At 37.0% G+C, this 16,359-nt stretch carries 9 protein-coding genes and 1 tRNA gene; all 10 read left to right on the top strand.

What is annotated here, in order from left to right; translation table 11 throughout:
• Positions 1-30: 30 nt before the first annotated feature.
• The 10 genes from QF042_RS19490 (at position 31) to tig (ending at position 16,344) form a co-directional block, all read left to right on the top strand.
• Positions 31-2,412: an ABC transporter permease gene (locus tag QF042_RS19490; protein WP_307531504.1), complete on the top strand. Its 2,382-nt coding sequence runs from the start codon at positions 31-33 to the stop codon at positions 2,410-2,412.
• Between the two features lie 77 nt (positions 2,413-2,489).
• On the top strand, positions 2,490-4,865 hold the full coding sequence (locus QF042_RS19485; RefSeq protein ID WP_307531502.1) for an ABC transporter permease: 2,376 nt from the start codon (positions 2,490-2,492) through the stop codon (positions 4,863-4,865).
• 222 nt (positions 4,866-5,087) lie between these two features.
• Positions 5,088-7,487: an ABC transporter permease gene (locus tag QF042_RS19480; protein ID WP_307531500.1), complete on the top strand. Its 2,400-nt coding sequence runs from the start codon at positions 5,088-5,090 to the stop codon at positions 7,485-7,487.
• Positions 7,488-7,575: 88 nt separating this feature from the next.
• Positions 7,576-9,969 carry an FtsX-like permease family protein gene (locus tag QF042_RS19475; RefSeq protein ID WP_307531499.1) on the top strand — a complete coding sequence of 798 codons (2,394 nt, stop codon included), beginning with the start codon at positions 7,576-7,578 and terminating at the stop codon, positions 9,967-9,969.
• 87 nt (positions 9,970-10,056) lie between these two features.
• Complete coding sequence (locus tag QF042_RS19470; RefSeq protein ID WP_307531496.1) at positions 10,057-12,426, top strand: ABC transporter permease; 2,370 nt, start codon at positions 10,057-10,059, stop codon at positions 12,424-12,426.
• A gap of 76 nt (positions 12,427-12,502) precedes the next feature.
• Complete coding sequence (locus tag QF042_RS19465; protein WP_307531494.1) at positions 12,503-13,186, top strand: ABC transporter ATP-binding protein; 684 nt, start codon at positions 12,503-12,505, stop codon at positions 13,184-13,186.
• 109 nt (positions 13,187-13,295) lie between these two features.
• Positions 13,296-14,093, top strand: a complete 798-nt coding sequence (locus QF042_RS19460; protein ID WP_307531491.1) for an ABC transporter substrate-binding protein — start codon at positions 13,296-13,298, stop codon at positions 14,091-14,093.
• Positions 14,094-14,154: 61 nt separating this feature from the next.
• On the top strand, positions 14,155-14,457 hold the full coding sequence (locus tag QF042_RS19455) for a hypothetical protein (protein WP_307531489.1): 303 nt from the start codon (positions 14,155-14,157) through the stop codon (positions 14,455-14,457).
• A 285-nt stretch (positions 14,458-14,742) separates the two neighbouring features.
• A tRNA-Leu gene (locus QF042_RS19450) sits at positions 14,743-14,824 on the top strand.
• 170 nt (positions 14,825-14,994) lie between these two features.
• A complete protein-coding gene (gene tig, locus QF042_RS19445) occupies positions 14,995-16,344 on the top strand; it encodes a trigger factor (RefSeq protein ID WP_307531487.1) in 1,350 nt (449 codons plus the stop codon).
• Positions 16,345-16,359: the final 15 nt, after the last annotated feature.

Here is a 16,359-nt window from a genome sequence, read left to right as displayed (position 1 = left end):
CAGTTTAACAATTTATACAGTTAACCCATCATGTTTAGATTAAACTTAAAAATAGCACTACGCAACCTTTGGAAAAACAAAGGATTTACATTGATTAATGTTGGTGGCCTGGCTATTGGAATGGCTTGTTGCTTAATGTTACTCTTGTATGTAAACTACGAATGGAGCTTCGATAAACAATATAAAAATGCCGATAAGATTTATTTTGCTGCGTTAAATTTAAAGTTTAACGGCAAACTGGCTACCACCATGGCGGTTCCTAATAAACTGGCGCAAACAGGCGTTGCAGAATTACCGGGCATTAAAAGTGCGGCCCGTATTTCGATGAACAATGGTCAGAAATTATTCAGCCATAATGAACATCATTTTAAACTGGTAGGTTTTAATGTAGATCCCGATTTTTTAAAAATCCTTGATCATAAATTCATCTACGGCGATCCAGGTACAGCTTTATCGGAGCCTAATAATGTACTTATAAACGAATCGACAGCGAAGAAATTATTTGGTGAGCAGAATCCAATCGGACAAAGTATTAAATACGACAATAGAATAGCTTTAAAAGTTAGCGCCGTAATACAAGACTTGCCTAAAAATCAAAGCATGCAGTTCGATGTTTTGCAACCCTGGGCTTTTTTAGAACAAGAAAATCCTTCCCAAAGAGATTACGGGTGGGGAGCAATTACTTGTTTAACCCTATTTCAGCTTAAAGATAATGCTTCTTTAGATGCAACCAATGCAGCATTAAAACACTTTATTGTAAACAAGGAACCCAACTTAAAAGAAATGACTTATGAACCTTTTCTTTTTCCTTTAAGCAAATTTCACTTATACGATGATTTTGATAACGGAAAATCGGTAGGTGGTAAAATTGATCAGTTAAGGTTATTTGTTTTTCTGGCCATTTGCGTGTTGTTTATTGCCTGTATTAACTACATGAATCTTTCAACGGCTAAATCAGAGAAACGTGCGCGCGAGGTAGGCGTTAGAAAGGCTTTAGGCTCTACCAGAAATACAATAATGGGACAGTTTATGGTAGAATCGCTACTGTTGTCGTTTTTAGCCATGTTAATTGCCTTTACCCTGCTCGAAGTTTCCTTGCCTTACTTTAACAATCTGCTCGATATCTCGATCAAAATTAATTATAATGCTTATCAGTTTTGGAGCGTGTTACTTACTATGGTGCTGTTAACCGGTTTGCTTGCTGGTAGTTACCCTGCATTTTACCTTTCATCTTTTATCCCTGTAAAGGTATTAAAAGGCTTTAAAGGTTCAGTGGGTTCATTATCTATCCGTAAAACTTTAGTGGTGGTGCAGTTTAGCCTTTCTATCTGCATGATTATTTCGGCAATTGTAATTTATAGTCAAATTCAGCACCTTAAAAATAAACCATTAGGTTTTGATCAAACTGCGCTGGCACAGATCGATTTGGAGGGAGAGTGGACTAAGCCACAAAAATTGCAAACTTTTAAAAATGAATTAGAAAGGACAGGTGCCACAATTGCTGCAACAGAATATGCCAGTTCGTTTACAGATGGTGGTTCAATTACTGGTGACATTGAATGGCCAGGAAAGCCGAAAAATGATGTATCGATTATTAATTATAGAAGTACAGGTTTCGAATTTGCTAAAACAACAGGTGTCAAAATTCTTGAAGGGAGAGATTTTGATCCTAAATTTTCGGCTGATACTTCAACATCACTTTTACTCAACCAAACCGCTGTTAAAATAATGGGACTAAAAAATCCTGTGGGTACCATTATCCATTGGGGCGATAATCCACCACTTAAAGTTGTTGGCGTTGTACAAGATTATTCTAATGAATCGCTCGCTTCGAAAATACAGCCAACCGTTTATTATTATAACATTAAAACAAGTCGGGTTCTGTTACTTAAGCTGAATCCAAAACAATCACTTTCTAGATCGATAGAAGCGATAAAATCGGTAAGTCAACGTCTAAATCCTGCTTATCCGATTGAAGTGAAACTGGTTAGTCAGGGCATGGCCGAAAAACTTAGGAGCGAGAAATTACTCAGTGCGCTTTCCAATATTTTTGGAGGATTTGCTATTTTCATCTCTTGTTTAGGTTTACTTGGTTTAGCACTGTATACAGCTGAGCAACGCAGCAAAGAAATCAGTATCCGCAAAGTACTGGGGGCCAATCTTTCTGATATCCTGATCCTGCTGAACAAAGATTTTATGAAACTGGTAATTATATCCAATGTGATTGCTATTCCTGTAGCTTACATTCTTGTTGCCAAATGGCTGGAGAAATACGATTATAAGATTACCATTAATCCATGGCCTTTTTTACTGGCGCTTTTAACTTCGATCGTTATTGCCATTTTAACAGTGAGCCTGCAAACTTTTAAAGTAGCTAAGGCAAATGCTGTTGATGCACTTAAATATGAATAAGGTGGAAGGCTAAAAGGTTGAGGGCGTAAGGTTAAAGCGCCCAAACCTTAAACCCTACACCCTAAACCCTACGCCCTATGTTCAAATTAAACTTAAAAATTGCACTGCGCAACCTTTGGAGAAACAAGGTAATTGCCTCCATTAATATTGGTGGGTTAGCTATTGCTTTGGCTGCGTTTATTTTGGTTACGATGTATTTTACCTACGAAACAGGTTTCGATAGGGAAAACCCAAATTATAATGAAATTTATGTAGTAGGAAGACAGTTGCCCGATTTTAAGACCAATAATACCCCACCACCATTAGGTAAAGCCATTAAAGCAGAAATGCCAGAAGTAGTGGCAGTTGGTACCATGAAAATGAGCTACTTTGAGTTTCCTGTTACCAGCAATAATGGTGTAGTGTTTTTAAGTAAATGCCTCTATCTTGATTATGCTGCTGCAAAAATGTTCAACATTAAACCCAATAATGGTTTAGCTAAGCCAGAAAGTACAACCGAAAATCTGTTTTACCTCAGTAATGAAAATTATAAAACGCTTTTCCCCCATAATAAAAACGGCCAGCCTGAAATGGTTTGGATTGGGAGCAAATCTGCTAATATAACAGGTAAACTGAGCGGAAGTATTTTTGCTGATCCTCATTCTAATATTACTTTCGATGCCATTTCATTGATGAAAGAAGTAGGAACAGGCGAAAACTATGGATACAATAACTACAGCACCTATATTCAGGTAAAACCAGGTACAGACATTAAAGCACTTGAAACCAAAATTAATGCACTCTACAAAAAAGAAATGCTAAAAAACGGGGCCGATGCAAATAACGAATCTTTTAAAAATACTAAAACCTTTCTCGATCCTTTAAAAAACCAACATCTCAGGCCAAAAGCAGGCACCGATGCTAACTATAAAGTGCTGATGGCTTTATCGGTTTTAGGTATTTTAATATTGGTAATTGCCTGTATCAACTTTACCAATCTGAGTATAGCACAGGCTGCCAAACGGGCAAAAGAAGTAGGCGTTAAAAAAGTAATGGGTGCTTACCGCCTTCAGCTCGCCTTTCAGTTTTTAACAGAAATATTGATCCAGTGTTTTGTATCCACCATTTTAGGGTTGATCATGGCCGAAATCATCCTGCCAAAATTTAATAACCTGTTTGCCGTGAACTTAACTATTTGGGCACCCAATAATGCCTTGTTTTGGCAGCTGCCCCTTATATTAATTTTTATTACATTAATAGCTGGTATTTATCCTGCCATGGTGTTATCAGGATTTAAGCCTGCCCTTGTTTTAAAAGGCAATTTTCAAACCAGCAAGCAAAGCTATTGGTTACGCAACAGTTTATTGGTGGTTCAGTTTAGCGTGGCGGTAGTTTTTATTATTGGTTTGCTTATTATCAATTCTCAGCTGAAATACATGCGTACCCAGGATATTGGTTTCAAACCCGAACAGGTGGTGTACATTAAAAACCTGGCCTATTTCATTGCGCCAGGTAAATTTGATCCGATACGGAATAGAATTTCTAAAATTCCAGGCGTAAAGTCTGTTACGGTTGCCAATGCCTTGCCCGATGGTTCTGATAGTGGAAAAAATAAATATACTGTTGATGGAAAGGAACAAAGTTTAAGTTTTACAGATGTAGATTTTGATTATTTCGAAACCTTAGATATTAGGATTAAAGAAGGCAGGACATTTTCCAGGGAATTTAAAACCGATACAGCAAACTCCGCTATACTTAATGAAGCCGCGGTAGCAAAATATGGGTTAACCAATCCTATAGGTAAAGCCATAAAAGGCTGCCAGAATAAAGAATATAAGATTGTAGGGGTGATAAAAGATTTTAAAGCACTTGGATTTGAGAAAGCAGTAGAGCCAACCATTTACGCGATAAATGATCCTTGTGGAAATCCTAAAACGGAAATTATGCTAAAAATAGAAGAAAGCAGGATGTCTGAAGTGCTCAGCACCCTAAAATCACAATGGCCAGAAATTAACAAACTGGATGGTGATAATTTCCGCTATCAATTTCTGGATGAAATGTATGGCCGGCTTTTTAAAAAACAAGAACAACTGCAATCTGTATTTTTTGCTGCGGCTATACTCACCATTTTTATTGCAATATTGGGTTTATTTGCCTTTGCAAAGTACATTACTACTGGCAGGATTAAGGAAATTGCAGTAAGGAAAATTCTTGGGGCAAGTCACTTACAAATTTTTAAACTCATTAATAGTTCATTCTTTGTTATGGTGCTTATAGCCAATATTATTTCCTGGCCATTGGCGTACATCCTAACCAAAAAGTGGCTCGAAACTTTTGCATATCGAATTGATCTGCCACTTTTTCCTTTTTTAATCAGCGCTGGCCTAACCATTTTGTTAACCATTATAACCGTAAGTATCCAGGCAAATAGCGCTGTTAAAGCCAATCCTGTTGATGCTTTGAAATACGAGTAAGACCTGCGGAGGGCGTTTGGCGATCGGCACAGATTTATCGTTTAACCCAAACGCTTAGCACTATTCTCCGTTCGGTACCGTACAGCTACTGTTCATAAACGGACATTTTTTCTTTTTGACTACTTGTATCTTATTGATATTTAGTTGTTTGTGTTTTGTTTTGCTCTTGGTATAAAATTGGCATAAGTATTTTCAGATTTCATTTTACTAATTATTTGATCCATGTTTAAATTAAATTTGAAAATCGCCTGGCGAAATCTTTGGAAAAACAAAGGTTATACGTTTATTAATATTTTGGGGCTTTCAATCGGAATGGCGAGTTGTATCCTCATTTTTATTTTTATCCGTTACCAGCTCAGTTTTGACGAAAATTTTAAAAACGAAGAACGTATATACCGGGTAATAAGCGGTTGGAAAACACCTGATAATTTTTTCGAATCTGCAGGCACGCCCCGACCACTTCCGGCGGCTATGCGAAATGATTTTAAGCAACAATTTGATAAGGTTGCTGCTATTCAGGCAGGCGGTGGAATCATTAAAGTAAAAGATGAATCCGGAAAAGAAAGAATTAAAACTTCTGAGAGTGTGCATTATGCTGAGCCTGATTTTTTCGAAATTTTAAGCTTTAAATGGTTGGAAGGGAATCCACGTCAATCGCTGAGTCAGCCTAACACCGTTGTTTTATCAGATGAAATGGCCGATAAACTTTTTGGAGATTGGCACAAAGCAGTGGGAAAAAGTATTAATTTCCGGAACAAAGAAGACCTTAAAGTTACTGGTATTATAGAAAAAACACCCGATAACAGTTCTTTTCCACTTAAGGTAGTGATCTCTTATAAAACTTATCAAAACCAGGCACGACCGGAATCGACCAATTGGGGCACAGTTTCTTCTACTTCAGAGTGTTATGTGTTATTAAAAGAAGGTGCTTCTATCGATGAGGCAAGTAAAAGCCTTCCTCAGTTTATTACTAAATACTATCAGAGAGATAATATTTCAAAAGAATCGCATCGCTTTCAGCAGCTGAGAGATATTCATTATAATGCAGATCTGGGTAATTTTGCAAACAAAGTAATGCCAAAAAAAGAACTCTATGGATTGGCCATAATTGGCGCTTTTTTGCTGTTAACCGCATGTATCAACTTTATCAACCTCGCTACCGCACAAGCTGTAAGCAGGGGAAAAGAAGTTGGTGTACGTAAAGTAATGGGTAGTTTGCGTAAACAATTGATTGTCCAGTTTTTAACAGAAACCTTAACCATAACAGTCATTTCGTTATTGGTAGGCTGCGTTTTAACAGAAGCTGCATTGCCAGGCATGCAAAGTTTGTTTAAAGATCATATTTCATTTAGCATTATCGATCATCCCATTATAATGGTATTCATGATTGTTTTGGTAATACTAGTAAGCTTTTTAGCTGGTTTTTACCCGGCAATGGTCATGTCGGGCTATAGCCCTGCATTGGCGATTAAAAATAAAATTACAGCAAATGCTGCAGGTTTAAATTTAAGGAAGGTGCTTGTTGTGGTACAGTTTGCCATTACCATTATACTCATTATAGGTACTTTAGTTGTATTGAGGCAAATGAGTTATATGCGCGAGAAACCCCTTGGTTTTAATCCTACAGCTGTGGCCCTTGTTGATGTACCTTCGGATAGCCTGGCAATTACCCGATACCATACTTTGCAAGATCAGATCAGTAAAATTCCAGGTGTAATATCCACCAGTTATTGTAGTGCAGCACCATCTTCTGATTTTAATAACGAAAGTAATTTCAGATACAATGGAACAGTAAGATCAACTTTTCAGGCCAATACCAAAACAGGAGACGAAAACTATTTTAAAACATTTGGCTTAGAAATTATTGCGGGTAAAGGCCTGTCTAAAAGTGATACACTCAAAGAATTTGTGGTAAACGAAACCATACTAAAAAAACTTAATGTAGTTAACTATAATGATGCGATTGGGAAACCCATCAGGATCGAAGGTAAAATAGGTAACATTGTTGGTGTAGTTAAAGATTTTAACAATATGAGTTTGCATGAGCCGATTTCTCCCATTGTAATTAACAGTGATAAAGAATCGTATACCACTATAGCGGTAAAACTAGATAGTAAAAGTATTTTACAGACTATGCGGGCCATCGAAAAAACCTGGAATACTGTACTGCCAGAGTATGTGTATGGATCTACTTTTATGGATGATAAAATCAGTGAGTATTATCAGACGGAAAAAATAATGGGATCCCTTTTTAAGGTATTTGCCGGTGTTATCATTTTTATTTCCTTTATCGGTTTATTTGGGCTAATCTCTTTCGTAGCTACACAAAGAACACGGGAAGTTGCCATCAGAAAGGTTTTAGGTGCTTCGACATTGGAATTGGTTAAAATGTTAAATGGTTCATTTTTGTTGATGGTTTTTCTTGCCAATTTGGTAGCCTGGCCGCTTGCGTATTTATTTGTTGCCAAATGGCTGGCTACTTTTACTTATCGCATTGATTTAAATATCTGGCCTTTTGTGTTGGCCATGATCATTTCTATGGTGATTACATTGATTACGGTAAGCATCCGCTCTTATAAAGCTGCGGTTGCCAATACTATTGATGCACTTAAATACGAATAATAGGCTGGAAGGCAGAAGGTTTTAAGGTAGACGGCTAAGCGCCCACACCTTCCAACCTTTAACCTTCCAACCCTCAACATTAACAACTATGTTCAGATTGAACTTAAAAATCGCCTGGCGAAACCTGTGGAAGAATAAAGGCTATACATTTATCAATGTGATAGGTCTTTCTATTGGGATGGCGAGCTGTATTTTGATATTTATTTTTATTCGCTACCAAATGAGTTTTGACGAGGGATTTAAAAATGAAGACAGGATTTTCAGAGTAGTTACCGATTGGAAATACAACGCCTACGATGACTACTCGGCTGGCGTGCCAATACCTTTTTCTGCAGCTGCAAGAAATGAAATTACAGGGCTCGAAAAGGTTGGCTCTATTATTAAAAGGGGTGGAATAATTAGTGTTAAGGATACTAAGGGTAAGGAGAAACTTAAATCTCGTGAGGCTGTTTACTATGCCCAGCCTGATTTCTTCGAAGTTTTCAGCGATATTAAGTGGATTTATAGCGCTCCGGATTTAGCACTAGCCGAACCTAACATGGTCGTATTAACAGAAAAGAATGCCATTAAATTTTTTGGAAGTATAAAAGGTGCAATAGGAAAAGCTATCACCTTAGAAAATAGGATAGGCCTAAAAGTGTCGGGGATTATTCAGGATATGCCGCAAAACAGCAGTTTCCCTTTAGGAATCATAATTAGTTATGAAACTTATGCGGGAAGGTTTAATGATAACTGGGATTCCGTAAATTCAAGCTCATCAAGTTATGTACTCATAAAAGCCGGTTTGAAAGCCGGCGACTTGAAAGAATCGATAACCAGGTTCAATCAGAAGTATTATCCGATTCAAAAGATAGCGGGTAATCAAACAAACCGACTTCAGCCTCTAAGGGAAATACATTTTAGTGAGAAATACGACAACTTCGCCGATTCGTCAATTAATAGAAGTGAGATTTATGGTCTTGCTGTAATTGGCTTGTTTCTAATTATTACAGCTTGCATAAATTTCGTCAATTTAAGTACTGCTCAATCTGTTAACCGATCTAAAGAAGTGGGGGTTCGCAAGGTTATGGGCAGTAAAAGAAAGCAACTTGTAACTCAGTTTCTGATGGAAACTTTTGCTGTGAGTTTAGTTGCTTTACTTATTGCCTGTGTTATAACTGAACTGGCAATTCCGCCCATGCAGAATCTTTTTAAAGGCACAATCGAATTCAGCTTATTCAGTCATCCGGCAATATTCTTTTTTATGGCCATTCTCGTTGTGTTTGTAAGTTTTCTGGCAGGATTTTATCCGGCAGTAATTATTTCGAAGTTTAATCCTGCGCTCGCTATCAAAAACAAGATTTCGCTAAATAACGGTGGCTTAAGTCTTCGGAAAATACTGGTTGTGGTTCAGTTTTCAATAACCGTAATATTGATTATCGGAACTTTGGTGATAATTAAACAGATGCAATATGTACAGGAAAAATCTTTAGGATTTAACCCAAATGCTGTGGCGATGGTTGGTATCCCTAATGACAGTTTAAGTAAAATAAAATATAATACTTTTAGAGAACGCATACTAAGGATTCCAGGTGTACAAGAAATGAGTTTTTGCCAATCGCCTCCATTATCAAGCAACATTAATTCGAGTGATTTCACTTATAATGGGATTAAAAACGAAGATTTCGAATTACGGAATATGCGTGCTGATGAAAGTTTCTTTAAAGTTTTTGATCTGAAATTAATAGCTGGAAAAGTCTTTCGCAAGAGTGATACGGCGAATGCCTGTGTGGTAAACGAAACTTTTTTAAAAAAAATGCACATTCTGAATCCAGAGGACGCCATTGGAAAAATAATATATGCCAGCGGGAACACATTACCAATTGCTGGTGTTATAAAAGATTTTAACGATCAGTCATTAAAAGAAAACATTTCAGGATTAGCAATTTTTCCGGGTAAAGATGAGTACTGGAATGTCGCGATAAAAATGGATGCTGAACAATTGGTTTCTTCAATGAAAGAAGTTGAAGCCGTTTGGAAAAGCAATTTTCCCAATGGGATTTTCGATTCAAGTTTTGTGAACCAAAGCATCAATAACTATTACGAGAGTGAGCAAACTATGGGTGTCCTGTTCAAAGTCTTCGCAGGTGTAATCATCTTCATCTCCTTTATTGGTTTATTCGGATTGATTTCTTTCGTCGCCACGCAAAGAACCAAAGAAGTTGCCATCAGAAAAGTGTTAGGCGCATCAACAATCGAATTGGTGAAAATGCTAAACGGCTCGTTCCTGATAATGGTTTTTATCGCAAATCTCCTGGCCTGGCCACTGTCTTATTTATTCATTTCCAAATGGCTTTCGGGTTTTGCCTATCGAATTGATATAAGCATCTGGCCGTTCGCCCTGGCAATGGTGATATCTATGGCTATGACTTTAATAACAGTCAGTATCCGCTCGTATAAAGCAGCAGCTGCAAATACTATTGATGCACTTAAATATGAATAATAGGCAGGAAGGCAGAAGGTTTTAAGGTAGACGGCTAAGCGCCCAAACCTTCCAACCTTTAACCTTCCAACCCTCAACCTTAACACTATGTTCAAATTGAACTTAAAAATCGCATGGCGAAACCTATTTAAGAACAAAGTTTATGCAGCCATTAATATTGGCGGTTTGGCCATTGGTTTAACTTCTTGTTTGTTACTGATGTTATATGCTACTTATGAGTGGGGCTACGACAAACAGTTTAAAAACTCACCTCACATCTATCAGGCCATGATTAATTTAAATGATCAGAACGGCCAGGTGATTAGGACCATTGATCAGTCGCAGAATGTGATGTTAGCTGCCCTTAAAGAGGAGTTTCCTGATATAAAGTATGGTGCCAGAGCTACATCTGTTTATAAAAGATTGGTGGCCAATGGCGAAGAAAGTTTAAAGCTGGATAGTAGGTATGTTGACCCTGATTTTTTGCGGTTATTTAACTATGATTTCATTAGCGGAAACCCGGAGAAAGCATTGAACGATCCAAATTCGATTATACTAACAGAAACGGCAGCAAAACGGATATTTGGTAAAACTGATGTGCTGAACCAAAAAGTACGTTTCGAAAATCAGGTTGATTTAAAAGTAACAGCAGTAATAAAAGATCTTCCAGCCAATGTTACCTATGGTTTTGAATCGTTAACAACATGGTCTTTATATGAAAATTTAAATCAATGGCCAAAGAAACCAAATTGGGGAAGCCACGATTATTATACCTTATTACAATTAAATGAACACGCCGATGTTACTGCCTTTAATGCAAAATTAAAGGGTTTTGTAAACAATCACTTTTCAGCAGCTAAAGAAGATGTATTTCTTTATCCCTTAACAAAATTGCACCTGCAGGGAACCTTTTTAAATGGCAAAAGCATTGGCGGTAATATTGCCCAGGTGCAACTATTTGTTGGCTTAGCCATTGGTATCCTCCTTATTGCCTGCATTAATTTTATGAATTTAGCAACGGCCAATACACAAGGGCGGGCAAAAGAAATTGGCGTTAAAAAAACGATGGGTGCATCCAGAGCAGATCTGATTTTTCAGTTTATGTTAGAGTCGTTTATTTTAACACTCATCAGTATTCTGCTGAGCATCATTATCCTGGAGTTTAGCTTGCCCATGTTTAACAAGTTATTAGGTATTGAAATCGTTTTTGATTATTTAAACCCAATCAATTGGATTTTGATTTTTGGTGTATTGATCATCACAGGTTTTATTTCCGGGAGCTACCCTTCATTTTATCTTTCAGGATTTAACGTGATCCAGTCGCTTAAAAAAACTTTAAACTTTAAAAAAGGATACGGATTAACTTTCAGACAGGTTTTGGTAGTTGTTCAATTTAGCTTCTCGATCGTGTTAATTGCAGCAACTATAACCATCTACAAACAGATTCAGTTTATTAAAAATATGCCTTTAGGCTACAAATCCACCGGGTTGTTAGAAATACCTCATGAAGGGGTATTGTATGAAAAATTCAACCTGTTAAAAACACGATTGTTATCAAGCGGTGCTGTGGTTGGTGTTACACAATCATCAGGCAGCATCTCGAATAAAAACAGCAGCATTAGAGGTTTAGGCTGGGATGGAATGGCCGAAAGTGATAAAATGATAGATTTCGATCAAATTTATACCACCTATGATTTCTTTAAAACGGCAAATATTAAATTGTTGGCAGGAAGAGATTTTAATCAAAAATTTGCATCAGATACAGCCGCACTGCTATTAAGTAAAAAAGCTGTTGAAGTAATGCATTTAAAAAATCCAGTTGGCGCCAGGATTTTATATCAAGGCGCTAGGCGAAATGTAGTAGGTGTTTTTGAAAACATAGTTTGGGGAGATCCGAGTAAAGTGGCCGCACCAATGCTTATTGCCTATGCAGATATTAGCGATGTAATTACGATGAGGTTAAATCCGACTAAAAGCTTAAACGAAAGTATTGGTGTAATCGATAAGCTGGTAAAAGAAATAAATCCAAATTTTCCTGTCGAGATAAAATTTATTGATGGTTTAAACGAAACTAAATTAAAAAACGAGAGAATTTTAGGCACTTTGGCCAATCTGTTTGGTTGTTTAGCCGTTTTTGTATCCTGCCTGGGTTTATTTGGCCTTTCATCTTTTAGTACCTCACAAAGAATAAAAGAAGTGAGTATCCGTAAAATCCTGGGTGCTTCAATCACAGAACTAATGACCTTACTTTCATTAAATTTTATAAAATTAATATTTATAGCAATTGTAATATCTCTTCCAATTGCGTACTACATCATGAACGATTGGTTGCAGCATTTCGAATTAAGAACACCTTTAAGTTTATGGATGTTTGCATTAACTGCAACACTAACTTTGTTGATTTCCATTTTAACAATTACCTGGCAAACTTACCGTGCTGCAAAAACGAATGCAGTTGAGGCTTTAAAATACGAATAAGAATCGCGTGGAGCGTTTGGCGTAAAGCGATAAACCCTCGCTCACCGCCAACCACTTTGCACTTAACCCTAAAAATATGATACAACTTAATAACATCGAAAAATATTACGCCAACAAAGGCATTAAAAATTATGTGTTGCGTTTGGTTACTACCAGTATTAAACAAGGTGAATTTGTTTCCATTATGGGACCATCAGGTGCAGGAAAATCTACCTTGCTTAATATTATTGGCATGCTCGAAGAGCCAACTTATGGTTCCTACGAGTTTCTGGGCGAAGATGTAACCTCGCTGAATGAACGTAAACGTATCGAGCTTTACCGCAACCACATAGGCTTTGTTTTTCAGGCCTACCACTTAATTGATGAAATGACCGTTTATGAAAATATTGAAGCCCCACTGTTGTACAAAAAAGTGGGTAGCGCGGAGCGGGCAAGTAGGATTGCCGACCTGCTGGACCGTTTTAATATGGTGGCTAAAAAAGATTTATTCCCGAATCAACTGTCAGGCGGGCAGCAACAATTGGTTGGTATAGCAAGGGCATTGGCTGCTCAACCCTCTATCATTCTGGCTGATGAGCCAACGGGCAACTTGCAATCGGCACAGGCCGAAGAAATTATGACACTATTTAAAAAGCTAAATCAGGAAGATGGAATTACCATTATCCAGGTAACACATTCAGAGAAAAATGCGCAATATGGAAATAGGATTTTGCACATCGCCGATGGTGTAGTAAAGGAGGATGTGGCCGTATTAAGTTAAATCTATATTATTATTTTAACAAGAGGTTAGGGGTAAGTACAGATTTGGAGAGGTAACAATTTCTATCTGTGTTTACCCTTTTTAGCTGTGGTTAAATTAACTTTGCTTTATGCAAAAATCATTTACGGATCAGATGGGAAGAGAGTTAACCATTAATTTTCCACCAAAACGGATTATTTCTGTTGTGCCCTCACAAACGGAATTGTTGTTTGACCTGGGATTGGACAATGAAGTTATCGGATTGACTAAATTTTGCATCCATCCGATAGAAAAATTTGCAGAACGAACCAAGGTTGGCGGCACAAAGAAGCTCAACATCGATTTAATTAAGGATCTAAAACCCGATTTGATTATTGGTAACAAAGAAGAAAATACGCAAAGTGATATAGAAGAAATTGCGGCATATTTTCCGGTTTGGATGAGCGATATTTTCACTTTAGATGATGCCATGAAGACCATTGGCCAGATAGGCGCGCTGGTAGATCGCGAACCAGAAGCCAGTTACCTTAACCATTTAATTTCCGCGGGTTTTAATGACTTAAAAACACTTGCACTTCAACACCAAATTGATAAAAAGGTAGCCTATCTCATCTGGCGCAACCCCTATATGACTGCCGGAAAAAATACCTTTATAAATGATATTCTGTTCATTAACGGAATGACGAATGTGATCAAACAAGACCGTTATCCATCGGTTACATTAGCCGAACTGAAAACTTTGAACTGTGAACTTATTTTACTGTCTTCTGAGCCTTATCCCTTCGGCGAAAAGCACATTAAAGAAATACAAGCGGCCATTCCAAATGCAAAAATTATGCTTGTTGATGGAGAGATGTTTAGCTGGTACGGAAGCAGGCTGGTTAAAGCTGTTCAGTATTTTTTCGAGTTCCAAAAAGAACTTTATTAATTTTTGGCGATTAAATTTTTGTAATTTGTAGCATAAAATTAAACCATCTCGTTATCTTATTATGAAAAAAATATTAATACTATCCTTATTCGTAGCCGTAATTTCTGGTTGCAGTTCAATGAAAAGCGGAGGAAACTCCGGTACCGTTACAGCAAGCGGAACAATAGAAAAATTGGGCATGACTACCTTCCAATACGGTACACATTTGCTTAAAGCAGACAATAAAACTTACGCCCTAAAAAGTGCAAGCATAAATCTGGATACTTATTTAGATAAGAAAGTTACCATAAAAGGGAAAAAGGTTTCTGGCTATCCGCTGGAAGGCGGCCCTGAGTTTATCGATGTAACATTGGTGAAATTTTAATAACTAAGATCCTGATTATTCTCTCCACAGATGCGTCCTGCTGAACTTGTTTTAGCATCTATCTGTGTTAATCATTTTTAATAAGATCAGAAACAAGTTCAGGATGACGACCCTTTTAAGTAATATGTCAAATGGAGGATAATAATTCTAAATATTTTATTGAATTTTTCTCGTTCAGCCTTAATGACTTAGCTTTTTTGATCAAAAATATTTAACAATTTCGTGCATATATTTTTGATTATTCAATCTAGTTCCTATCTTTGCAATCCAAAATAAATCCTAATTGCGGATGTGGCGTAATTGGTAGCCGCACCAGACTTAGGATCTGGCGCTTCACGGCGTGGGGGTTCGAGTCCCTTCATCCGCACTACAAATGAAGCCGTTCCGATATTAATCGGAACGGCTTTGTTTTTTAAAACATTGATTAATAAAAATTGATGTGCTGTTTTAATTGAAGCGATATGTGCTGTTTGTCTCAGATCTCATATCTCGATACTCAAGTCTAATTGCACATCTCAATACTGATATCTCAAAAAAATGAATATTACACAGGAAAAAACCGGCAACTTAAATGCTGTTGTAAAAATCAAAATTGCACCTGCAGATTATACTGTAAAAGTAGAGAAAGCCATTAAAGATCAAGCTAAAAAAGCGCAATTACCTGGTTTCCGTAAGGGAATGGTTCCTGCTGCCCACATTAAAAAAATGTATGGCAAAAGTATTTTGGTAGAGGAGGTTAACAACTTGTTGAACGATACATTATCTAACTACATTGCTGAGCAAAAATTAGAGATTTTAGGTCAGCCACTTCCTAAAATGGATGATGAGCGTGAATTTAAGTGGGACAATACAGATGATTTCGAATTTGATTATGAGTTAGGTTTAGCACCTGCTTTTGATGTAAATCTTTCATCTAAAGATAAATTTACTGAATATGTAATTAAGGCTGATAAAGAAACTTTAGAAAGCCGTATCAAAAATATTCGTCGCAGCTATGGTAAAATGACTAATCCTGAGGTTTCGGCTGATGATGATGTGCTTTACACCGAATTAACTCAGGTAGCTGCAGATGGTACTGCTGTTGAAGGTGGTATTACCAGTACAGCAACTATTCGTTTAGATCAGGTAAAAGATAAAAAAATCCTTAAATCGTTAATCGGTTTAAAGAAAGATGATGAAGTTACGATCGATATCCAAAAAGCATTAGAAGATGCGGCAGTAATTGCCAAAGCTTTAAATATTTCGGAAGAAGAAGCGGCTGCATTAAAAGCAAACTTTAAGCTTCACGTTAAAAACGTTAACCGTTTAGAGGAATCAGATTTAAACCAGGAGTTTTTTGATAAATTATTCGGTGAAGGTACCGTAACTGATGAGGCTGGTTTCAGAGCGAAAATTACGGAAGAAGTAGAAAGTATGTTTAAGCAAGATGCTGAACGTAAATTATCGAACGATATTTATGAAGCGCTTTTAGCCAAGCACGATTTCGAATTGCCTGATGAATTTTTACGTCGTTGGTTAAAAGCTACAAACGAAAAACTAACTGACGAGGAATTGGCAGAAGGTTATGATGATTTCGCTAAAAACCTTAAATGGACTTTAATCGAAAACAAAATCATTAAAGATAATAGCATCGAAATCAAATATGAGGACGTAGTACAGGCAGCTAAAGCTAAATTAGACGCACAGTTCAGAATGTACAGTCCAAGCCCGCTTCCAGAAGATCAATTGGCTCAATATGCTGTTCAATTTTTACAGGAAAAAGAAAATGCAAACCGTGTTTTCGAAGAAGTAAAAGCATTAAAAACTTTCGAGCAAATCAAATCTGTTGTTACTTTAGAGCAAAAGGATATTGATTACGATAAATTTATCGCGTTAGATAAAAAGTAAAGCGTTTGGCGTAAG

It is taken from the genome of Pedobacter sp. W3I1, from assembly GCF_030816015.1.
GTDB lineage: Bacteria > Bacteroidota > Bacteroidia > Sphingobacteriales > Sphingobacteriaceae > Pedobacter.
The sequence above is the reverse complement of the archived record's forward strand: the minus strand, read 5'-3'. Positions and strand labels throughout refer to the sequence as shown.

What these genes read in the sequence shown, in the direction of transcription:
- QF042_RS19490 (WP_307531504.1), top strand. Translation starts at nt 31, where the DNA reads ATGTTTAGATTAAACTTAAAAATAGCACTACGCAACCTTTGGAAAAAC.
- QF042_RS19485 (WP_307531502.1), top strand. Translation starts at nt 2,490, where the DNA reads ATGTTCAAATTAAACTTAAAAATTGCACTGCGCAACCTTTGGAGAAAC.
- QF042_RS19480 (WP_307531500.1), top strand. Translation starts at nt 5,088, where the DNA reads ATGTTTAAATTAAATTTGAAAATCGCCTGGCGAAATCTTTGGAAAAAC.
- QF042_RS19475 (WP_307531499.1), top strand. Translation starts at nt 7,576, where the DNA reads ATGTTCAGATTGAACTTAAAAATCGCCTGGCGAAACCTGTGGAAGAAT.
- QF042_RS19470 (WP_307531496.1), top strand. Translation starts at nt 10,057, where the DNA reads ATGTTCAAATTGAACTTAAAAATCGCATGGCGAAACCTATTTAAGAAC.
- QF042_RS19465 (WP_307531494.1), top strand. Translation starts at nt 12,503, where the DNA reads ATGATACAACTTAATAACATCGAAAAATATTACGCCAACAAAGGCATT.
- QF042_RS19460 (WP_307531491.1), top strand. Translation starts at nt 13,296, where the DNA reads ATGCAAAAATCATTTACGGATCAGATGGGAAGAGAGTTAACCATTAAT.
- QF042_RS19455 (WP_307531489.1), top strand. Translation starts at nt 14,155, where the DNA reads ATGAAAAAAATATTAATACTATCCTTATTCGTAGCCGTAATTTCTGGT.
- tig (WP_307531487.1), top strand. Translation starts at nt 14,995, where the DNA reads ATGAATATTACACAGGAAAAAACCGGCAACTTAAATGCTGTTGTAAAA.